Raw genomic sequence first — 19912 nt, forward strand, 5'->3', positions numbered from 1 at the left:
GCACTTCCTCTAACCGACTCGTGACAGTTTTAAGAGCTTGCGTAAGTCCGCCAACATACCTTTATTCAATAGGACTAAGTCCTCATTTGGTTTCGGCGAGTAAGACATCACCAGTTGCCCAAGAGGATCAACGATCAACATTTGCCCAGGTTTCACTTTTGCGGTAACCAATTCATTCATTTGCATCGCTAACATCGATACTTCCATGGGATCTGAATGCTCAGTCTGCCAAACGACTGGCACTACTCGCTCTTGATACTTACCTAAAGCAACATGGCTTTGCTGAAGCAGGTAAAGCTGCTGTTTACACTGTTCAGTGCATTCGTTAGGCAATACATAAGCGAGTTGCCAACCATGGTCTTTGAGAGGTGACTCTTGACCAAGTTGCTCTAACGTCGTGTATGGTTCGACTAACTCGCCTCTATTGGTCACTCCGCTTTGATACCACCCTTGTGTGAGAATGACTTTTGCAATGACAGCGGGAAGCGCGAACGTACAAACCAGCGCAATCAACATTAGTCGTCCTTTGGTTACTTTAGATGTCATGCTTCACCTCCATGTGACGCAACTTTTTTTGCCAACGAACAAAAACAATTAAAGTCAGTAATAAGAAAACACCTGCCATCGAAAACCATTGAATCGAATAGCCAAAATGTTTGGCACTATTGAGTGGCAATGGATTCCAAGGAAAGTCATAGGGCCAACGAGTTAAATTGTCTGGCTGCAAGACTGCGGGCATAAGTTCAATATTCAGTAGCTGATTCAATTGCGCGATGTTTAGGTTTTGCACGCGAATAACATCGCCAACTTCCGGCATTAACTCTGAGCTCAGTGGATTAGTAGATTTTCGGTACAGGCGTCCTGTGATGAAAATCGAATTATCGAGTTTGGTGACCGTTGGTAACATTGAGCGATCTGCTCTTCCCTCGACAAAACCAAGCTCCAATAACGCATAGGTACTAGGCTCATCGATCGTCAATACAATCTGAAATGCTAAATATCCCACTCTGCCTTGATGCGTTTGGTTGTCTAACAAAATTACGGGAAACGCCTGGGGAACAACATTAACTTCCACTTTTTTCCCGAGGATACTTTCCTCTCGCCAGTCGTTGTCTTCAAGAACGACGCTTAGTGCTTGGTACGCACTATCCGCACGCGCGAGAATGGCTTGTTCCAATGCTTGTTTTTCTTGCCCTCTCTCAAACTGCCAAAAACCCAGTTTGACCAAAAGAGAAAACACAACCACAGTTAAACCAACTGCAACCCAAAACCGTTTCGATAGCCATAATTGTCTTGATAACAACAATGATGAAACCGGAGGTGCCATGTCCACCGTATTTCTATTCAAACTGACGCTTGTCCTTTTGCTGCTTTTCATTATCTTCAACCTCGCAAAAGCGCTTATCGAAATGGTTCGTGAAGACCCAGATAATCCTGAAAAAAGAGACAAACCCATGAGTCATTACTTAGGCCGTCGAGTCATGTTCTCCGCTTTGGTGGTCGTCCTTTTGCTTATTGCGCTCAGCTCGGGTTGGCTAGCACCAAACCCTCGCCCTTATTAGTCGAACCAAGAGTTCACACTGCGCCTAAAGTACGTAAACAAACACAAACAGACATAACCAAACCACATCCACGAAATGCCAATACCAGCTGCCGGCTTGAAAGGCAAAATGGTTCTTTGGCGAAAAGTGATCTTTAGCGATTCTGAACAGCAGCACGATCAAGAAGATAGTCCCAAGACAAACGTGTAAACCGTGGAACCCCGTCAACATGAAGAACGTGTTACCGTAAATACCGGACTGCAACGTGAGCCCTATGTCTTGATAAGCATGAACATACTCAACCGCTTGGTAATATAGAAAAAAGCCAGCAAGTACGATGGTTATCTCTAACCAAACAATCAGTGCCGTTCTTTTGTCTTGTTCAAGGCTTATATGCGCCATATGTAGCGTAATAGACGACAATAGCAGCAAGATAGTATTGGTAAGGGGTATGCCCTGCCACGGCATAGCTTGTGTTGTTTCTCCCCCCGGTGTCAGTGTGAGTGGCCACATCGCTTCGAAGGTTGGCCACAGGACTTCGTTAGTCATGAAGTTATTATCTGCCCCACCTAACCAAGGCACAGAAATCATTCTGGCGTAAAACAAGGCACCAAAAAAGGCACCAAAAAACATCACTTCAGAAAAGATAAACCAGCTCATTCCTTGGCGAAAAGAACGAGTAATTTGCGAGCTGTATTTTCCACTCAGTGATTCAGTAATCACATTACTAAACCAACCAGCCAACATGTAAAGCAAGAACAAGAAGCCCACCGCTAGCACAATGCCACCAATGGTTCCCACTGCACCGTCACTTTGTGTCCCCTGGACGGTCATGCCTGCGCCAACAGCCACTAAAAACAGAGCAAATGCACCGATGATCGGCCAGCTACTTTGAGCGGGAACATAATATGTTCCTGGCTTGTTACTCATAATTTTTCTCCTTACTGACCAACCTTGGTCTGTATCTCTCTCCCTGAGTGGCTAAGAGCCTGTAGGAGGGGGAAGTTTATAGAGTGTGTAAGACAGCGTTAACGTGTGTATAGACTCTGGCAAGTCCGGTTCGATATAAAAAATCAACGGCATTTGAGCTTGCTGTTTACCATCCAGGGGCTGCTGGTTAAAACAAAAACACTCAATCTTGTTGAAGTAAGCAGCTCCAGTCCCGGGAGAAACAGAAGGAACGGCTTGCCCCACCAACTTCTGCCCGCTTTCATTAAATGCAAGGTATTCGGTTTGCACAACTTCACCTGGGTGAACATCCATCGAAATCACTTTGGGTCTAAACTCCCAAGGCATATCTGGGCTTACATGCGCCATAAACTCCACGCGAACAGTTCGGCTCATGTCCGGTTGCATACCTGTCGGTTGAATGGCGGCTACTTCACTTGTCTTTCCATTGATTCCCAGTGCGTCGCACATCACGTCATAAAGTGGGACTAGTGCATAGCCGAAGCCAAACATTAACAGGGTCGCCAAAAGCAACTTCACTGTGAGCTTCTTGTTTGATGGATTCGGTTTCATGTCACTCACCCCACTCTTTGCTAGTCAATCTTAGGCGGTGTAGTAAACGTATGATGTGGCGCAGGGCTTGGCACTGTCCACTCTAAGCCTTCCGCACGTTCCCACGGTTTTGCAGAAGCCTTCTCCCCGCCACGAATACACTTGATCACCAACCATAAGAAGATCAGTTGTGACAACCCAAATGCAAACCCACCAATTGATACTATTTGATTAACATCAGCAAACTGAATGGCGTAATCCGGTATGCGCCTTGGCATGCCTGCTAAGCCTAGGAAGTGCATTGGGAAAAACAGGACATTGACGGAAATAATTGAGCACCAGAAATGCCATAAACTCAGCTTGTGGTCGTACATATTGCCCGTCCACTTAGGTAGCCAGTAGTATGCCGCTGCCATGATCGAGAATACCGCACCAGATACCAACACATAATGGAAATGGGCAACCACGAAGTAAGTGTCATGATATTGGAAATCCGCCGGCACAATCGCCAACATCAGTCCCGAGAAGCCACCAATGGTAAACAGCACAATAAAGGCAATGGCAAACAACATTGGCGTTTCAAATGTCAGGGCTCCACGCCACATGGTGGCAACCCAGTTAAAGACTTTAACCCCCGTTGGTACCGCAATCAGCATAGTGCAATACATGAAGAAGAGCTCAGCAAAAACTGGCATCCCCGTGGTAAACATGTGGTGCGCCCACACAAGGAAAGATAACAATGCAATGCTGCACGTCGCGTAAACCATCGAATGATAACCAAACAGCTTCTTACCACTGAAAGCAGGCAGAATAGCGGAGATGATTCCAAACGACGGTAAAATCATGATGTACACTTCTGGGTGACCAAAGAACCAAAAGATGTGTTGGAACATTACCGGGTCACCACCACCAGCTGCGTCAAAGAAGCTAGTCCCGAAATATTTGTCAGTAAGAACCATGGTCACCGCACCCGCTAGTACCGGCATAACCGCGATCAACAAGAAAGCGGTGATTAGCCAAGTCCAAACAAACATTGGTAACTTGAACCAAGTCATTCCCGGAGCTCGCATATTTACGATCGTCACGATAACGTTGATCGCGCCCATAATGGAGCTGATACCCATGATATGAACAGAGAATACAAACAGCGCAGTGCTATCCGGGCCATAAGTCGTGGACAGCGGAGCATAAAACGTCCAACCAAAATCAGGACCGCCGCCAGGTAAAAACAACGAGCTCAACAAAATAAGAAATGCAAAAGGTAAGATCCAAAAGCTCAAGTTGTTCATGCGCGGCAGCGCCATATCTGGAGCGCCGATCATCATCGGAATCATCCAGTTAGCAAGACCAGTAAATGCTGGCATCACCGCACCAAATACCATCACTAAACCGTGTACCGTGGTCATTTGATTAAAAAACTGCGGATCGACTAGCTGTAGCCCTGGCTGGAACAGTTCGGCACGAATGATCATTGCCATCGCACCACCTGTTAGAAACATCGCAAAGCTAAACCAAAGGTAGAGGGTGCCTATGTCTTTATGGCTTGTAGAATACAACCAACGAGTGATGCCCTGGGGTGCATGATGCTCGTGACCATCATCGATCGCAATGGTACTGTTCGCACTGGCTTCTGCTGGCGCAGACTTCACTGCCTTATCTATTGGCTTACTCATATTTCCTCCTTAGCACTGCCTTGTGCCTTAAAGGCATTCACATCGGATGCTTGCACTGTATCGCCAGTATCGTTGCCCCATGCATTTCGTTGATATGTGATAACCGCGCCAATTTCTTTGTCACTTAACTGATTAGAAAAAGCCTGCATTGCGGTGCCCGGGCGACCGTTGACAATAATATCTATGTGCTCTGTAACATCTCCGGTTGCAATAGGACTGCCTTTAATCGCGGGAAATGCACCCGGAATCCCCTCACCATTTGCCTGATGACACACAGCGCAACGCGCCGTGTATATCGATTCGCCTTGCGACATCAATTCATCCATAGATAAGTCTTGAGAGAGCGCTTCTTGTGCCGCCGCTTTTTGAAGTGCGAGTTCTTCCTTCTTACTCGCTAGCCATTCATCGAACTTTTCTTCTTCCATCGCATGCACCACCACTGGCATAAATCCGTGTGCACGACCACATAGCTCCGCACATTGGCCGCGATATACGCCTGGCTCATCAATTCTTGTCCATGCTTCATTAATAAAACCTGGAATGGTGTCTTTCTTGACGGCAAAGTCCGGTACCCACCAAGAGTGAATGACATCATCAGAAGTCATCAAAAAACGCACTTTGCGATTCACAGGCAACACCAAAGGGTTGTCTACTTCCAGTAAGTAATGTGCGCCTTTAGCTTCGATTCCATCAATTTGTTTTTGGCTGGTGGCAAGCAAACTAAAAAACTCAACATCTTCGCCAAAATAGCTGTAATGCCATTTCCATTGCGAGCCTGTGATCTTGACCGTGATATCCGATTGGCTTGTGTCTTCCATTGCGACTAAAGTTTTCGTTGCGGGAATCGCCATAGCGACAAGAATGATGATGGGTATGACCGTCCAAATAATTTCCACTTTTGTACTTTCATGGAAATGTGCGGCAACTGCTCCTTTTGACTTGCGATGACGGAAGATGGAATAGAACATCACACCAAAAACAATCAAAGCAATTACACAGCAGATATAGAAAATCAGCATATGTAATTCATACACTTGCCCACTTATCTCTGTGACCCCTTTTGTCATGTTGTAGTCATTTTCCTTTGACCAACCAAAAGAGGAAAATGTGATTAAAATCACATTCAGTGATAAGGCTAGAGTAGTCGTTAATCTTTTCAAAAGATCTCTCCTCTGCTCAGCCGCTACGCCTACGCGAGCTTCCTTGCGTCCCGATGCAAATATCGAACAACTTTACGAAAAATCACAAAAACTACGATTTCGACACGGTTTGTTATATTTATGTTAAAAGGCTAGTTATAGTTCCAAGGTTCTTCAAGAAATTAAATATGATTAAATTTTGTTCGGATAAGAAAAATTAATTCGGTTTATCGATTGCCCTCTTTGAAATGTAATTGAGAACCATTTACATTGATTTAAAAGAAAACATTGAGATACTTACCAAACGAAGTGTCCAAGAAAGTAGGCTCCCCCTACTAAGGAATGACTGATATGACAGCACTAATTACGCAATGGCTAGAACGAGACCCTGATCCTAAGACTCGTGAAGAGCTACAACACCTCGTCGATACGAACAATGAACAAGAACTTACTGATCGCTTTGGCTCACGCCTTGCCTTTGGTACTGCAGGCTTACGTGGCAAAGTGGGCGCAGGTCCAAACCGAATGAACCGCTTGGTGATTCAAGAGACCGCCACTGGTTTAGGGAACTATTTGCTTGAGCAAGTCAAAGATGCCGCGAGTTGTGGTGTCGTTATTGGCTACGACGGTCGTCCCGATTCAAAACAATTCGCGCATGATACCGCATCCGTACTGACGGCCCTTGGTATCAAGGTTTACCTAACGTATGACGTTGCAGCAACCCCAATTGTTGCGTTTGGTGTCCGTACATTGAATGCTGCGGCCGCTGTTGTTGTTACTGCCAGCCACAATCCACCAGAATACAATGGCTTCAAAGTATATTGGGAAAATGGCGCACAGATTATTCCTCCACACGACTCTGGAATCGCAGCGAAAATTGATGACGCAACAACGAAGCCATTACCTTTAATGTCTCTCGATGATGCAAAACAGCACGGTTTGTTAGTTTGGTTGGAAGACGACTACTACCAAACTTACCGTAAGACAATGAATGAAAACGCGCTGCTTACTCCTGACAACAACACCGATATTTCTATCGCTTACACTGCGATGCATGGCGTTGGCGCGAATATGGCGGAAACGCTACTTGCCGACGCAGGCTTCCAAAAAGTGGCAAGTGTTAAGGAACAGCGCGAACCTGATGGAAGCTTCCCAACCGTCAACTTCCCAAACCCTGAAGAAGCCGGTGCAATGGACATGGTGATGGCATTAGGTAAGTCCGTAGATGCCGATATCGCTTGCGCGAACGATCCAGATGCAGACCGTTTTGCCGTGGCAGTTAAACGCCCAGATGGCGAGTATCAGATGTTAACCGGCGACCAAGTGGGTTCACTGTTTGGCGATTACTTGCTGGAACAGCAACCTAACGCTTTGGTTGGCAACACCATCGTATCCTCAAGAATGCTGAGCAGCATCGCTAAGGCACATGGCGCACAATACTATCAAACATTAACTGGCTTTAAATGGCTTACTAACGTTGCCATGGAACAAGAGACAGAAACCAACCCATTCTTGTTTGCTTATGAGGAAGCGCTCGGTTATACCGTGGGTAACAAGGTGTGGGATAAAGATGGTTTATCTGCAATCGTCGCGTTTTCACAGCTAACAGGCAAGCTTAAAGCGCAAGGCAAAACACTGTGGGATAAACTGGAAGAGCTGTACCGCGAGCACGGTTTCTACTTCAACGCACAACGCAGCATCGCTCTCGACCCGAACTCTCCACCAATCGGCGACAAACTCCGAGCCAATCCACCAACAGAGATTGCTGGTAAAAAAGTTGCAGTAACCGAAGATCTTAAAACATCGGTTCGCATGTTTGACGACGGCTCTGAAGAATCCATTGACTTACCAGCAAGTGACGTATTGATTTATCACCTAGAAGATCAATCACGCGTGATTGTTCGTCCTTCTGGTACTGAGCCAAAACTAAAATGTTACTACGAAGTCATCAACCTCTTCCCTGCGGATATGAGCTATGAACAAGCACAGCAAGCAGCAGAAGCGAAGATGAACGAACTTATCGACGCGCACCAGCAAAGTTTGTAAGTCAAAGAGAAACATAGATATTTGATACAACAAGAGGCGCAAATTCGCGCCTCTTTTTTGATTTTCACTAGAACAAGTCAAGCTAACCCGTGCTTTCCCTAGCCTACAATTTCCTTTTGTAGAAAGTACTTGTGGATGCCCTCTGCAGGATAGCCTGAGTACTGCCCCACTTTCTCAAAACCCAATTTGAGATAGAACTCAAGAGCTTGAAAGCTGTAGGTATCCAAATAAACATGGGTAACCCCATGAGGCTTTACTTTTTGTTCTAGCATCGACATTAATTGGCTACCGAGACCAGAGGTTCGACTTTCAGCGTCTACCCACAAAAACTCAACAAACACCGTATTTTTAAACATTTCGCCAGTCAAGCCACCCATGATCTTGCCATTCTCATCTTTTGCGAAACAGCCTACAGCATGCACTTCCCCTTCAGGTAAATGCAGTCGGTTATAAGATCGAATACCTTCACGAACAAAATCAAGGTCTGTTTGATCTGGATTTAAACAAAATTCAAGCTTCATATATCCTCTCCTTAGGAAACACCAATATCCTAAAACAAAAAGCCAGCAATTGCTGGCTTTCTGATGGAATATGATAACTTTACAAGGCGAAACTACTCAGCATCCACAACGCCAGAATAACAAACACTAACCCCATTAGTTTATGCTGATACGTGCGGAATTTTTCGTTCTCGAGCAGCCCTTTGCCCAATGTGCCTGCTAACCCAACAAGTAATAAATTGAATGACAAGCCAAGAACGTTCAACAATAACCCTAGCGCTAGCATCTGCTCACCGGAAGATGCCGTGATATTGCTTGAGACAAACTGCGGCAAAAACATCACAAAAAAGACCAAGGCTTTAGGGTTGAGCAAATTACTCATCAAAGCACGTTGATAATAAGTTGATGCTATTTTGTTTTGACCATCAAGCTCTGGAGCCGAAGATGCCTCAGCTCGTAAGCAGTCCCAACCCATTTTTAACAAGTAAGCGCCACCTAGTAGATGAAGGACTTTAAGGGCTATTGGGCTCATGGCAATCAGGGTAGATACGCCCATCGCAGCAAGCAAAGTAAGAATAACACCAGACGTCGCATTGCCTAAGCTAGCAAAAAGACCGACCTTCTTACCGTAACTCATACTAGAGCTCGCTATCAGCAACATATCGGGCCCTGGTAACAGTAACAAAGCCACTACTGCGGTGAGATAAACAGGAAGTACAGATAAATCAATCATGATGGAACCGCTTTTCTACAACAAGGCGGCGAATGTTATACCAACAAAATGACATCATCCAGCCTAAAATAGCCAAGATAATTCAAAAAATAAAAATCATAGTTTGCCCAGCTGAAAAATTGCAATCAATTCGCCTGTTTATCAAAATCGAATAGCAATTTTGTACAAAAATAAGCACGATGGATCCGTTACACTTCTAAAATGATTTTCTTGAGCAGACCGGATAAAGATGAAAGAAAAGAATAAGGAAATCGCTACCTTCAAGATAGCTCAAGAGCTCGGCGGTTTAGAACTTCTCGATGCAAAGTATGAGAAGCAGAATTTTTCACGCCATAGCCACGAAGGTTACACTATTGGTGTCATCGAAAAAGGGGCACAACAATTTTTTAGGACGGGCGGGAATCATATCGCGCCACAGGACAGCATCATCCTTGTTAATGCAGATGAAGTACACAACGGGCATTCAGCCTCGGAAGGCGGCTGGGAATACAAAGCAATGTACCCCGTACCTCAGCAGTTTCAAACTTTAGGACAAGAGCTTGGCTCACCAAATGTAGCTCTGCCCTATTTCCCTCAACCTGTGGTTTACGATCCTGAGCTGGCTAGTCAGTTACGACTGGTATTTGAAACACTAGAAAAATCAGACAACCGTTTATTGAGAGAAACTTTGGTTTACGGCACGTTGATCAAGCTAGCCAGTAAACACAGCACTCATCGGGCACCACTGAAAGAGTCAACCAGAGCTCAGCGACAAGTGCAGCTCGTCAGAGAATTTTTGGAAGACTTTCCACAAATGGACGTCTCACTAGAAGAACTCGCGAAACTGTCTGGATTAAGCCCTTTTCATCTGCTGAGAGAGTTTCAAAAGCAATTTGGCTTTCCGCCTCATGCCTATCAAATTCAGCAACGTTTACGTATGGCGAAGAAGCTACTAAAAATGGGACAAAAAATTTCAGACGTGGCACAAGAATGCGGCTTCCATGATCAGAGCCATCTGCATCGACACTTTAAAAAAGCCATGGGCGTCACTCCCGGCCAATACGTCCGTCACAGCTAAAGCAGCAATATTGTACAAGGCGTTATGCGACTACCGAGCTATCTTGGTAATCTGATTTAGGAATAAATAAGAAGAAACTATGGACCACACTTTGCCGTTACAAAAAGAATCAAAAGCCACGCTATTTTGGCAAGGTACACTTGCGATGATGCCTCTGAGTATCGCAGTGCTCCCTTGGGGCTTACTCGCAGGCTCATTCGCAATTGATACTGGGCTTCACCCTTTGGAAGGACAAGCACTATCCGCCATTTTGTTCGCAGGTTCTGCACAGCTCGTCGCGATGGGAATGATTAAAACCGGAGCAGGTCTAGTGACCATGTTACTGACAACGTTTTTTATCACCTCTCGACATTTCCTCTACAGTGTATCGATGCGCAGTAAAATTGCACCGCTCCCTCTAAAATGGCGATTATCACTCGGCTTCTTACTTACTGACGAGCTGTTTGCGATTGTAGGCCACCATTCCGATAAACAGTTTAATCGCTGGTATGCACTTGGGGCTGGTCTGAGTTTTTACCTGTTTTGGAATGTCGCGACATTGACAGGCATTATTGCGGGAAGTCTAATCCCTGAACTGAACGAAATGGGTTTGGAATTTGCTGTGGCCGCAACTTTTATCGCGATAGTAGTACCCACCATTAAAAATGCAGCGGTACTCGCGAGTGTTATTGTGGCTTTGGCGAGCTCGGTTGCCCTAACCTATTATCAAATTGAGGGAAGTTTGATGATTTCGAGCATTTTAGCCATGCTTACTGGTTACTTTGTGGAACAAGTAAAGGAGAAACGCTAATGATCATGTTGGCTATTTTACTGATGACGGTACTTGTTTTCACCAGCCGCTACTTGTTTTTAGAACCCAAGCTGCCATTGCGATTAGGGACGCGCACTCAAAAAGTACTCAATTACGCTAGCCCAGCAGTACTGACTGCGATCTGGGCACCTATCGTTTTCATTCCCGATGGGGAGCTCAGCGTCAATGTGCAAAACCCATTTTTACTGGCTGCCGTACTGGCTGCTTTAATCGCTTATTTTACTAAAAATGTTCTTTTAACGACAGTTATCAGTATGGTGGTATTTCTCGTTCTGCGAATTTGGCTTTAATCCGCCAACCACTCAATCTCCAACAAGGTGACATCGCCACACTTTAATCGACCAAGGAAGATGTCACCTTCATGTACCTCACCAACGCCCTTTGGTGTACCAGTCATCACTACATCGCCATCTTGAAGTGTTGTGTAACTGGTTAATTCATCCAGGATAGTTAGCGGCGGATAGAGCATTTGGTTAACGTGACCTTTTTGTACACGAACACAGTTAATTAAGAGCTCAAGGTTAAGATCATTGATATCAATGTTATCCAAAGAGACAAACCGACTAAACACGGCAGAGCCATCAAATGCCTTAGCACGCTCCCACGGCAACCCCTGATTTTTAAGCGAGGATTGCAAACCACGCTTGGTCAGATCCAATCCCAAACCAACCGCTGAATAACGTCCATCCTTGATCAAAAAGCAGATTTCAGCCTCATAATGAAGGGGCTCTTGATGGAATGAACGCAGAGTTGTTGATACGGAAGTTGCGGGTTTATTAAATACCACCATTTGCTCAGGCATTGCATTATTAAGCTCATGAATATGTTCAACGTAATTTCGTCCAACACAAAGCACTTTACCCACTTCTACTTTCTTTTCTTCAACTTGAATAACACTCATCATTCTTCCCTGCAAAACAAAAATCCCATCATAATCTAACCTATTGACTTAACGACACTAAATAGCAACCTCTAGTGTAAAAAATAAGACATTCACCCCGTTTTGAGTTTTGTATCATCTAATTGAAACAGCAAAGTATTTGTAAAACAAATAGACAAAAAAGCCAGCACGAGGCTGGCTTTAGATCAATGAGCTTGAATAATAGTTCTCGCTAAACCCTATTATAGGTAGTAACGAGCACCTAACGCCCATTTGTCATCAGTTTCACGACCATTGTCGTCATTTAGGTCAAACTGGTAACCTGCGTAACCAACAAATTTAGGCGTGAAGTTGTATTCTGCTTGTAGTGCCATTTCTTCACGAGCAGTTTCTGTTTTAGAGTTCTTAAACTCTTTACCTTCCACCATCTCATAGTTAACACTCAAGTTTAGGCTGTTCGCCAGAGCGTATGCGATGATCGCCTCGTACGCATCACTTTCTTCTAAACGGTCACCTTTTACACTGAAGTTCATGTTTTCGTTTGAACCATAAACCGCAGCAAGGAATAGGCCTTGGCCGTACGCACCGTAAGATGCTGATACAACGTGTGATTCCGCCGTGTGCTTACCTGCATATGCAGGGTGCTGGAAATCGCCGCCATTGTAAGAGTAACCGATTTTAGCGCCCATGATTGAGTAAGAAAGCGCAGCTTGCACACGGTCATCGTATTTAGCACCGCCAGTTATAACTCCAGCATCGTTGCGCGTGTAATCATCGTTTGCACCCTGCCAACCAAGACCAAAGTTGATCACCCCCGCTTCACCCAACTCGATGGCATTACGGTAAGAAAGCATTTTATCCGCACGGCCTGTGCCAAGGTTTCCATGATCGTCATAGATGAAGTCGTTGGCAAACGCGATTGGCATATCTGCAATACCTGCGACATCGTAGTAAGGTGACCATTGCGTACCACCTACTGCACGACCATAAACCTCATGCGTTACACCTAAGTAACCTAGACGAGTTTTAAACGACTCTTCACCACCGTCTAAGTAGTTTAGCGCCCATTCACCACGTGCGTCTGCGGTGAAGCCATTACCCAAATCCTGTGTCGCAGAGATATTGATACGAGGAGAGTTAGTACCCACATCCGTGTCACCTTGCTCTGATCCATTTAAATTAACAGAAACGTGGCCGCCCATCGAAAATGTTGTGCCATCGTTATTATATAGTTCCACTGCAACTGCTTGAGTACCGAAGGTTGCTGCCGCGATTGCCGTTGCTAATAATTTTTTATTCATTTCTAAATCCATTACTTATTAGTTGGTTAGTCAGTTTTAGACCCGGCTTTGGTTCACTTTCGTAAAAACGAAATGATGAACAAAGAGAGGAATACAAAGGCTATCCGAGGCATCGTTTCCACCAGATTAGTTTTACCTTTGTGTAACAACTGCCGACACTTTATTTGATTAGTTCCTGACAACCGAGTGAAAAGATCTCAGACAAAACCTAAAAAGCAATCGTTTACTTAGCCTTCAAAAAATCGAGAAATAAAAACCTTACAATAAGAAATGCTTTAGAGAGAGTTAGCTCACAAATAGCTGATGATTCGCTATTTTTAGGCCAAACTTCCCTGCCAAATTGAAATGTTTACTTACATTTAGGGTCAAGAAACAATTCAGGAACTTTTTGAAAAAAACACAGTCTTTAACGGAGAGGAAAAAACCTCAAAAAAGATAAACCTTTCTTTTTATAAGTGGTATGAGAAGGGGCACTTATTCTCGCCAGCAATAAAAGTGCAATCAAATCATAACTTAACAGAAATCTATCTTTCATTTTCAGCCTTTACCTTAGCGTCATCAACACATCGGGCAAGAAAGCCCATCGATTACAACTAGGGTAATAAGAAAATGAAAAAGGCAGCACTAACTACTGCAATTCTTACAGCATTGGTATCAGCACCATCATTCGCAGCAACTGTATACAAAAACGACGGTACTGAATTAAAAGTTGGCGGCCGCGTTGAGTTTCGTGGTGACTTCATCGGTTCAGACGGTGCTGAAGTTGAAGGTTCCATGGAAGATAAAAGCCGTGCTCGTCTTAACCTAAAAGGTAAAACAGACATCGGCAACGGCCTTTCTGCTTTCGGTGTTTACGAAGCCGAACAAAAAACGGGCAAAAGTGAATTCAAAAACCGCTACATGTATGCAGGCGTCGACTCTGATATCGGTGCTTTCTCTGTAGGTCGTCAAGACATGGCTGCAGTCATCATCTCTGACATGACGGATATCACTGAATTCTCTGGTGTTCAGCAAGTTATTGATTCGTCGTCTGATAAGCAAGACAGCGTTTTCGCATACCGTGGTGCGTTTGATGCACTACAACTTCAAGCAACCTACCAAGCAAACTCTAGCGATAACGAAGATAAATACGGCATCTCTGGAATGTACTCACTACCAATGGGCCTAGACCTCGGTCTTGCATATTCTGGTGGCGACGTAAATAAAGACAACTCTGAAGACCAAATTCTAGGTGGTATCGCCTACTCGATGGATAACCTATACCTAGCAGGTACTTACTCTCAAGGTTCATTGACGGACGCTGAAGACTTTACGGCTTACGAGTTAGTAGCAAGCTACAAAGTAGCGAGCAAAGTGACCCTTGCTGCGCTATACACAGCTCAAGAGAATGATCAAGACAACGGTCCAAAATACGACACCGTTGAAGGGATCGAGCTCGTTGGTTACTACAAACTAAACAGTAACTTCCGTACTTACCTGTCTTACTACATCAACCAACTCGATGAAAAGAAGGATGTAGTAGATGGTAAAGTGAAAGTGGTTCAAGGTGAAGACACACTACGCCTAGGCGTACGTTACGATTTCTAATTCACTCTTGTCCTAAGAGCGAGTCCACTTGGCCAGCACCTTTGCTGGCCATTTTTTATGTAACCCAACACAACTCGATAAGTTTTCACACTATCGAAGCATCGCTCAGCAATGAAAAACGACCGTAACGACGCCTACTTCTGCCCTCTTTTAATGCGATTGCTCACTAAGTTAGTGCGTTTGATCTAATCGACAACATAGAAAAACCAAAAAAACATTTAAAATCAAACAGATAAAAGTTGGCACGTGTTCTGCAGTATTATTTATGCAAATGCATGGCAGCGTTTGTGCTTCTCGTTCTTTGTACCTGTTATAACAGGCACGTCCTTTGAATTGGTAATGTCGCCTCCCTCTGGGAGGCATTTTTTTATTGGCGCGAAAAACAATAGGACGTATGATCCCGCCACCTCTATCAAACTGGAATTTTTCAATTGAATCATCATCCTGTTCAAGGTGCGTCCTGGATGCTAACAGCTGGCTTGGCATTCGCCATAGTGAACAGCTTCGCCCAAATTGCTAGCATCAACTTTGGTGTCTCTTCCACCACATTTGCGTTATTCCAATATGCAATCGCCTTATTTGTTATTCTGCCCTACCTACGTACACTTGGGATTAGACGTTCTTTAAGAACCCAACACTTTGGCTGGCATGCATTCCGCATTTTTCTCTCTGTTATCGGGATTCAACTTTGGTTATGGGCTCTCGCTTACCCAGTTCCAATTTGGCAAGGTATTGCACTTCTCATGACCTCCCCGTTATTTGCCACAGTTGGTTCTGGCTTGTTACTCAAAGAGAAAGTAGGTACTGCACGCTGGTTAGCGACATTGACGGGGTTTGTTGGTGCCATGATCATTCTTGAGCCTTGGGCAGACTCATTTACATGGGCGACCCTGCTCCCTGTTGGCGCCGCATTTTTCTGGGCAGCGTATTCATTAATGGTTAAAAAAATGTCGGTAAACGATCCGCCATCAACCATGGTTGTCTATTTATTGCTGCTGATAACACCATTTAATATCTTGTTAGCGATACCGACGTTTACTATGCCAGATACGTGGACGATATGGGGTGTGCTTTTAGCCGCAGGTGCACTTACAGCACTCGCTCAATGGGCTATCGTTAAAGCATATGCAGTAGCAGACGCCTCATTTGTGCAACCATTTGATCACGCCAAACTGCCTTTGAATGTTGTTGCTGGTTGGTTGGTGTTTGGTTGGGTGCCACCTGGTCGTTTATGGTTAGGTGCTGCGATTATTATTGCATCTATTGCGTTTATTACGCATTGGGAAGCGAAAAAGACAAAGTTAGTTGAAAGAAAAATCTAATTTAAAAGTTCTATATTTTCAGGAAAGGAAATGAGGAACCCATATGAGTCAACCAATCAAAATTACACTGTATCGCTGGGCTGGTAGTTGGGGCCCATTCAAAGTCAATATTCCTTGTGGTGAATGTACATTAACCAAAGATATTTTAAAGGATACTTTTGAAAACGAACTAGCCGATGTGCCCGTTGAACTTGAAGTAAAAGATTGGTTATCGCACTGGTGGGAACCATTAAAAGCTGGTGCTTGGCATGCACCCATTCTTCTTGTCGAAGGGAAAGTTATCAGCCAAGGAGAAGCATTGAATCGGGGTGTGCTTGTACAGTCTGTTATTGCTGAGTGGGTAAAACGCGATGAGCTAAAAGGCAACATTGTTTATGGTAAAGCAACTTGCCCTTACTGTGTCAAAGCCAAACAATTACTTGACGAGGCTGGCGTTCAGTATGAGTACCATGATGTAGTTAAAGACAGCGCCGCCTTATACCGCATGATTCCTGAAGTAAAAGCCATCATTGGCGAAAAAACACCGGTAACAGTGCCGCAAATCTGGTTAGATGGAAAATATATTGGAGGCGCTGACGATTTAGAAAAGTGGTTATCAGCAAAGGGGCTAGATAAAGTGCCTAACAATGTTGTGGAGATACCAAGCCAATCCGCGTAATTCTAGATTTAAATGTCATCAGTCTTTGAGTAGCGTTTTGCCAATGTTGTGCAATATGTTGGCTACTTACTAACAACAAAACAGAGAAAAGCAAAAAGCCCTGATTTTTCAATCAGGGCTTTTTAAATTATTTCGCCAGTTTTTTAATAACACGAGCAAAAACAGAAGCTTTTTTCTTCTTCGCTTTACCGTAAAGCGCTTTGTGCATCGCGTCTTTTGCAATCATCTGGCCAATATAAGCACCACCAAGTTCGTTACCCATGACCTTCTCCTGAATGTATTGACTTAACTATGTTGTAATTTTACACCATAATTAGATAAAAACAAGACTCCAGTCACATTTATTTTGTAATTAACTTTCAGTTTGATTTTCGTGGATTTCTTGAAATGAGCGTCTATCGCTTAGGTTGTTGGTATGTTTTACCCGCTGCGACGTACGTATCTTTCTGTTTGATTTCAAAGAATGTTTCAAAGAACCACGCAGCAAACTTGATCAAGTGATCGCCTTCATTCATGACGTGCTCTACGTATTCTTGCTCTTCTCCGGACTCATCTTCTTGAGTGGTAATATGGTAAATACGTTTCTCACCATCAACTTCTGCAAGGCCAAACTGACCCGTTAGGGATTGCGCCGCTTGTGCAACTTCTTCTTCCTCACACGCCTTCAAGATTTCAAGTGCCTTTGGCATGCTTTCTTGCTGAGTAATTTCTTTTACCAGTGTTTCAAATTCGTTTTGTTGCATTCTTTCACCTAACGATTAGAGATCGGATAGCCATTGGGCAGAAATGTATTCCAAGCTTGAGAGAAGTATCAAGGTTCGCCCTCTTCCTTTCAAACCAAGTCATTCAGTATACACAACAAGCCAGACTTAATTTAGCTGCGCATTTTAGAAAGCCGACCTTCTGGTTGCAAGTATATTCAGATGGAAGTTTCTGCTTGAACCGTCCCTTCTGGCACTTTACGAAATTGGCTTAGTACAAGAACAAAGCAAGAAAGTAACGCAATAAACAAATAAAACACCCCAAGCTGCTGCTGATTCGTAACCCATGAGTCTACTAAGTACCCACCAAACAAACCTGCTAAACACATTTGAATAGAGCCAGATAACGCAGAAACCGCGCCTGCCTGTTGCTTATGTGGCGAGAGTAGCAAACTAATCGATACTGGGAATGACATGCCTTGGGCAAAACTTAAACACGTGAATGCCGTCAGCAATGAAAATACACTGAAGGGGGTAACCAACAACATGAAGCCAGCAACAGCAACAATCGCGAAACTCATCAGCAAGATTTGCTGAGCTTTGTAACGAGCATTGATCAAATTCAGCACTAAGCTACCCGTCAGCAAACCAACTGACGGTATGATCATCAAAGAACCGTAATCTGCCGCCGTTAATCCTAACTCTTGTTGCATTAAAAATGGATACAAGGAGAGCGTAACCAGAGCCGATAAATAACTAAGCCAGTTGTAGCTCGCACTACCAATCACTTGTGTATTCGTTAACAGACGCAAATAGTTCGCGCTTACTTCGCCTACTTTAAATTTTCTCTTCGGATAAGGCAGCGTTTCTGGCAGCACCAATAAACCAAGTGTAAAAATTGCCATTAAGTAAATCAGTACAAACACGAAGACAGCATGCCAACTCAGGTGAAAAGCAATCCAGCCACCAAACAGCGGAGCAATAATTGGCATCACTGAAGCAGTGACTGAAATATAAGATAGCGCTTTGGTTAATTGCATACCGTCATAACTATCACGCAGTACTGACCGACCAAGTACCGAAGCGCTGCCCGCTCCTAGGCCTTGCAGTAACCGTCCCGCTTCAAGGGCAACAATGTTGTCCGAAAACGCGATGCAAATAACCGTACCAACTAGATATACACTTTGCCCCAGAATAAACACCGGCCGACGACCAATCGCATCAGACAATGGGCCGTAAAAAAGCTGAGAGATACCGAAGCCAATGAGAAATAGCGTGACGAGATTCTGAATCGAATGTTGCGGCAAATTCAAGTCATGACCAATCAATGGCAAAGAAGGAAGATAAATACTAACGCCAACTTGGCCTGTGGCGATGATCATCATCGCTAATAACAATGGTGTTTTACGCAAACGTTCCTCCTACTTTGTGACAGATTGATGGCAAACAGTGTATATTTGATACTCTAAGATGATAATCAGCTAAGTTGGAAAGGAATTAATTCCCAAGGAGATACAATGGACTGGATTCAAAGCGTGAAGAGTTATATTCGTGTGGTCGAAGAAGGTAGCTTTAATGCAGCAGCGCGGAAACTCAATACCACCAGCTCAGCTATCAGTAAGCGAGTTCAATGGCTAGAAGATAAAATTGGCGTTCAACTACTCAAACGTACGACCCGCTCAATTAGCCAAACTGAAGCTGGTGCTCTGTTTTATCAACGAGCAAAAAGTCAGCTTGATTCATGGCAATCGGTATTAGATGAAACTCGCTCAGTCAACCAATCACCAGCGGGGCTATTAAAAATTGGGGCAACGCTGGCCGTTGGTTCTAAATTTCTAGTTCATTATCTTGATGATTTTCTTGAGAAATATCCAGACATCACACTTCAATTAACAACAACGCTACCAGGCCAATTGCCAGAGCTAAGCTTAGACCTATTTATTAGCCGGGAATTAGAGCAACTGAACTCTCTAAGTTTCAAAGCCACAGCGCTTTTCGAACATAAAGCACAGTTTTACGCCGCACCTAGTTACCTAAAAAAATATGGAACACCACAATGCGTTGAGGATCTGACAGAGCATAATGTCCTGATTTGGGGAGAAAAACCCTCACGAGAAATCAAAACAAATCGAGGCAAACGTATCAGCTTGTCCGGTAACTTTGCCACGACCAACCCAGAAGCGCTGTTTCATGGTGCCAAAAGAGGCATGGGTATTTTGATGACGAACAACGTCATGATCAAAGATGATCTCAAATCCGGCGCGTTAGTCCCTATCCTGCCCGATATCACAGCGGATAAAGCCACTGTATATGCCTACTATCCAAAGCTGGATTATCAGCATACCCGGACTAAGCTGTTCCTCGATTATCTCAAATCACGATTAGAAGAGGAGAAGTGCGCCTAGCTTAGCGTTTTTATCGCTATACCTTTAAAAGGTTCAAGCATAAAAACATGAAAATAAT

Annotated in this window: 22 protein-coding genes; 9 read left to right on the forward strand and 13 right to left on the reverse strand. The window is 44.2% G+C overall.

What is annotated here, in order from left to right; genetic code table 11:
• Window positions 1-9 precede the first annotated feature (9 nt).
• Complete coding sequence (locus KJB35_RS16520) at window positions 10-546, reverse strand: hypothetical protein (RefSeq protein ID WP_017635864.1); 537 nt, start codon at window positions 544-546, stop codon at window positions 10-12.
• Window positions 536-1327 (reverse strand): SURF1 family protein, encoded by a 792-nt coding sequence (locus tag KJB35_RS16525; RefSeq protein WP_213907608.1) that lies wholly within the window; start codon window positions 1325-1327, stop codon window positions 536-538. Before KJB35_RS16525 ends, KJB35_RS16520 begins: the two co-directional genes overlap by 11 nt.
• On the opposite strand from KJB35_RS16525, the gene KJB35_RS16530 reads away from it, so the two are divergent.
• A complete protein-coding gene (locus KJB35_RS16530) occupies window positions 1326-1562 on the forward strand; it encodes a DUF2909 domain-containing protein (protein ID WP_005375504.1) in 237 nt (78 codons plus the stop codon). The two genes, KJB35_RS16525 and KJB35_RS16530, sit on opposite strands and share 2 nt — an antisense overlap.
• A gap of 24 nt (window positions 1563-1586) precedes the next feature.
• On the opposite strand, the gene KJB35_RS16535 is transcribed toward KJB35_RS16530, so the two are convergent.
• The 4 genes from KJB35_RS16535 to coxB are packed head-to-tail and all read right to left on the reverse strand — an operon-like array spanning window position 1587 to window position 5874.
• Complete coding sequence (locus tag KJB35_RS16535; protein WP_005385214.1) at window positions 1587-2471, reverse strand: cytochrome c oxidase subunit 3; 885 nt, start codon at window positions 2469-2471, stop codon at window positions 1587-1589.
• Window positions 2472-2522: 51 nt separating this feature from the next.
• The gene (locus tag KJB35_RS16540; protein WP_005385211.1) at window positions 2523-3062 is read right to left on the reverse strand and encodes a cytochrome c oxidase assembly protein; all 540 of its coding nucleotides are present in this window, start codon (window positions 3060-3062) and stop codon (window positions 2523-2525) included.
• A 20-nt stretch (window positions 3063-3082) separates the two neighbouring features.
• A complete protein-coding gene (ctaD, locus tag KJB35_RS16545; protein WP_005375510.1) occupies window positions 3083-4714 on the reverse strand; it encodes a cytochrome c oxidase subunit I in 1632 nt (543 codons plus the stop codon).
• Window positions 4711-5874 carry a cytochrome c oxidase subunit II gene (gene coxB / locus KJB35_RS16550; protein ID WP_005385208.1) on the reverse strand — a complete coding sequence of 388 codons (1164 nt, stop codon included), beginning with the start codon at window positions 5872-5874 and terminating at the stop codon, window positions 4711-4713. The genes ctaD and coxB overlap by 4 nt, the downstream gene beginning before the upstream one ends.
• A gap of 330 nt (window positions 5875-6204) precedes the next feature.
• Here coxB and KJB35_RS16555 point away from each other — a divergent pair, with 330 nt between their 5' ends.
• Window positions 6205-7899 carry a phospho-sugar mutase gene (locus tag KJB35_RS16555; protein WP_213907601.1) on the forward strand — a complete coding sequence of 565 codons (1695 nt, stop codon included), beginning with the start codon at window positions 6205-6207 and terminating at the stop codon, window positions 7897-7899.
• A 98-nt stretch (window positions 7900-7997) separates the two neighbouring features.
• On the opposite strand, the gene KJB35_RS16560 is transcribed toward KJB35_RS16555, so the two are convergent.
• Both KJB35_RS16560 and KJB35_RS16565 read right to left on the reverse strand, forming a co-directional pair.
• Window positions 7998-8420 carry a GNAT family N-acetyltransferase gene (locus tag KJB35_RS16560; RefSeq protein WP_005375519.1) on the reverse strand — a complete coding sequence of 141 codons (423 nt, stop codon included), beginning with the start codon at window positions 8418-8420 and terminating at the stop codon, window positions 7998-8000.
• A gap of 79 nt (window positions 8421-8499) precedes the next feature.
• On the reverse strand, window positions 8500-9132 hold the full coding sequence (locus KJB35_RS16565) for a LysE family translocator (protein ID WP_017635859.1): 633 nt from the start codon (window positions 9130-9132) through the stop codon (window positions 8500-8502).
• 229 nt (window positions 9133-9361) lie between these two features.
• Between KJB35_RS16565 and KJB35_RS16570 the strand changes: the two genes are divergently transcribed.
• The 3 genes from KJB35_RS16570 (at window position 9362) to KJB35_RS16580 (ending at window position 11290) form a co-directional block, all read left to right on the forward strand.
• Complete coding sequence (locus KJB35_RS16570; protein WP_062730936.1) at window positions 9362-10189, forward strand: AraC family transcriptional regulator; 828 nt, start codon at window positions 9362-9364, stop codon at window positions 10187-10189.
• Between the two features lie 79 nt (window positions 10190-10268).
• The gene (locus tag KJB35_RS16575) at window positions 10269-10979 is read left to right on the forward strand and encodes an AzlC family ABC transporter permease (RefSeq protein ID WP_136976478.1); all 711 of its coding nucleotides are present in this window, start codon (window positions 10269-10271) and stop codon (window positions 10977-10979) included.
• Window positions 10979-11290, forward strand: a complete 312-nt coding sequence (locus KJB35_RS16580; protein WP_005385193.1) for an AzlD domain-containing protein — start codon at window positions 10979-10981, stop codon at window positions 11288-11290. The genes KJB35_RS16575 and KJB35_RS16580 overlap by 1 nt, the downstream gene beginning before the upstream one ends.
• Here the strand turns inward: KJB35_RS16580 and KJB35_RS16585 are convergent.
• A complete protein-coding gene (locus KJB35_RS16585; protein WP_017635857.1) occupies window positions 11287-11901 on the reverse strand; it encodes a fumarylacetoacetate hydrolase family protein in 615 nt (204 codons plus the stop codon). The genes KJB35_RS16580 and KJB35_RS16585 overlap by 4 nt on opposite strands.
• A gap of 221 nt (window positions 11902-12122) precedes the next feature.
• Complete coding sequence (locus KJB35_RS16590; RefSeq protein ID WP_158173152.1) at window positions 12123-13181, reverse strand: porin; 1059 nt, start codon at window positions 13179-13181, stop codon at window positions 12123-12125.
• A 609-nt stretch (window positions 13182-13790) separates the two neighbouring features.
• Between KJB35_RS16590 and KJB35_RS16595 the strand changes: the two genes are divergently transcribed.
• The 3 genes from KJB35_RS16595 to KJB35_RS16605 all read left to right on the forward strand — a co-directional run bounded on the left by KJB35_RS16595 (window position 13791) and on the right by KJB35_RS16605 (window position 16748).
• On the forward strand, window positions 13791-14768 hold the full coding sequence (locus KJB35_RS16595; RefSeq protein WP_053350491.1) for a porin: 978 nt from the start codon (window positions 13791-13793) through the stop codon (window positions 14766-14768).
• A gap of 464 nt (window positions 14769-15232) precedes the next feature.
• On the forward strand, window positions 15233-16090 hold the full coding sequence (locus KJB35_RS16600) for a DMT family transporter (protein WP_005375542.1): 858 nt from the start codon (window positions 15233-15235) through the stop codon (window positions 16088-16090).
• A 43-nt stretch (window positions 16091-16133) separates the two neighbouring features.
• On the forward strand, window positions 16134-16748 hold the full coding sequence (locus KJB35_RS16605) for a glutaredoxin domain-containing protein (protein WP_005385185.1): 615 nt from the start codon (window positions 16134-16136) through the stop codon (window positions 16746-16748).
• 127 nt (window positions 16749-16875) lie between these two features.
• Here the strand turns inward: KJB35_RS16605 and KJB35_RS16610 are convergent, their stop codons facing one another.
• The 3 genes from KJB35_RS16610 to KJB35_RS16620 all read right to left on the reverse strand — a co-directional run bounded on the left by KJB35_RS16610 (window position 16876) and on the right by KJB35_RS16620 (window position 18861).
• Complete coding sequence (locus KJB35_RS16610) at window positions 16876-17010, reverse strand: hypothetical protein (protein ID WP_017635854.1); 135 nt, start codon at window positions 17008-17010, stop codon at window positions 16876-16878.
• 133 nt (window positions 17011-17143) lie between these two features.
• Window positions 17144-17491: a hypothetical protein gene (locus KJB35_RS16615; RefSeq protein WP_005375501.1), complete on the reverse strand. Its 348-nt coding sequence runs from the start codon at window positions 17489-17491 to the stop codon at window positions 17144-17146.
• A 176-nt stretch (window positions 17492-17667) separates the two neighbouring features.
• Window positions 17668-18861 (reverse strand): multidrug effflux MFS transporter, encoded by a 1194-nt coding sequence (locus KJB35_RS16620; protein ID WP_206952745.1) that lies wholly within the window; start codon window positions 18859-18861, stop codon window positions 17668-17670.
• Window positions 18862-18966: 105 nt separating this feature from the next.
• Here KJB35_RS16620 and KJB35_RS16625 point away from each other — a divergent pair, with 105 nt between their 5' ends.
• Window positions 18967-19854: a LysR family transcriptional regulator gene (locus KJB35_RS16625; RefSeq protein WP_213907600.1), complete on the forward strand. Its 888-nt coding sequence runs from the start codon at window positions 18967-18969 to the stop codon at window positions 19852-19854.
• Window positions 19855-19912 lie beyond the last annotated feature (58 nt).

It is taken from the genome of Vibrio sp. D431a (genome assembly GCF_030248655.1).
Taxonomy (GTDB): domain Bacteria; phylum Pseudomonadota; class Gammaproteobacteria; order Enterobacterales; family Vibrionaceae; genus Vibrio; species Vibrio alginolyticus.

Excerpts from the sequence above, each read along its gene's own strand:
- KJB35_RS16520 (WP_017635864.1), bottom strand. The coding sequence starts at position 546 with ATGACATCTAAAGTAACCAAAGGACGACTAATGTTGATTGCGCTGGTT.
- KJB35_RS16530 (WP_005375504.1), top strand. The coding sequence starts at position 1,326 with ATGTCCACCGTATTTCTATTCAAACTGACGCTTGTCCTTTTGCTGCTT.
- KJB35_RS16525 (WP_213907608.1), bottom strand. The coding sequence starts at position 1,327 with ATGGCACCTCCGGTTTCATCATTGTTGTTATCAAGACAATTATGGCTA.
- KJB35_RS16535 (WP_005385214.1), bottom strand. The coding sequence starts at position 2,471 with ATGAGTAACAAGCCAGGAACATATTATGTTCCCGCTCAAAGTAGCTGG.
- KJB35_RS16540 (WP_005385211.1), bottom strand. The coding sequence starts at position 3,062 with ATGAAACCGAATCCATCAAACAAGAAGCTCACAGTGAAGTTGCTTTTG.
- ctaD (WP_005375510.1), bottom strand. The coding sequence starts at position 4,714 with ATGAGTAAGCCAATAGATAAGGCAGTGAAGTCTGCGCCAGCAGAAGCC.
- KJB35_RS16555 (WP_213907601.1), top strand. The coding sequence starts at position 6,205 with ATGACAGCACTAATTACGCAATGGCTAGAACGAGACCCTGATCCTAAG.
- KJB35_RS16560 (WP_005375519.1), bottom strand. The coding sequence starts at position 8,420 with ATGAAGCTTGAATTTTGTTTAAATCCAGATCAAACAGACCTTGATTTT.
- KJB35_RS16565 (WP_017635859.1), bottom strand. The coding sequence starts at position 9,132 with ATGATTGATTTATCTGTACTTCCTGTTTATCTCACCGCAGTAGTGGCT.
- KJB35_RS16570 (WP_062730936.1), top strand. The coding sequence starts at position 9,362 with ATGAAAGAAAAGAATAAGGAAATCGCTACCTTCAAGATAGCTCAAGAG.
- KJB35_RS16575 (WP_136976478.1), top strand. The coding sequence starts at position 10,269 with ATGGACCACACTTTGCCGTTACAAAAAGAATCAAAAGCCACGCTATTT.
- KJB35_RS16580 (WP_005385193.1), top strand. The coding sequence starts at position 10,979 with ATGATCATGTTGGCTATTTTACTGATGACGGTACTTGTTTTCACCAGC.
- KJB35_RS16585 (WP_017635857.1), bottom strand. The coding sequence starts at position 11,901 with ATGAGTGTTATTCAAGTTGAAGAAAAGAAAGTAGAAGTGGGTAAAGTG.
- KJB35_RS16590 (WP_158173152.1), bottom strand. The coding sequence starts at position 13,181 with ATGAATAAAAAATTATTAGCAACGGCAATCGCGGCAGCAACCTTCGGT.
- KJB35_RS16595 (WP_053350491.1), top strand. The coding sequence starts at position 13,791 with ATGAAAAAGGCAGCACTAACTACTGCAATTCTTACAGCATTGGTATCA.
- KJB35_RS16600 (WP_005375542.1), top strand. The coding sequence starts at position 15,233 with ATGCTAACAGCTGGCTTGGCATTCGCCATAGTGAACAGCTTCGCCCAA.
- KJB35_RS16605 (WP_005385185.1), top strand. The coding sequence starts at position 16,134 with ATGAGTCAACCAATCAAAATTACACTGTATCGCTGGGCTGGTAGTTGG.
- KJB35_RS16610 (WP_017635854.1), bottom strand. The coding sequence starts at position 17,010 with ATGGGTAACGAACTTGGTGGTGCTTATATTGGCCAGATGATTGCAAAA.
- KJB35_RS16615 (WP_005375501.1), bottom strand. The coding sequence starts at position 17,491 with ATGCAACAAAACGAATTTGAAACACTGGTAAAAGAAATTACTCAGCAA.
- KJB35_RS16625 (WP_213907600.1), top strand. The coding sequence starts at position 18,967 with ATGGACTGGATTCAAAGCGTGAAGAGTTATATTCGTGTGGTCGAAGAA.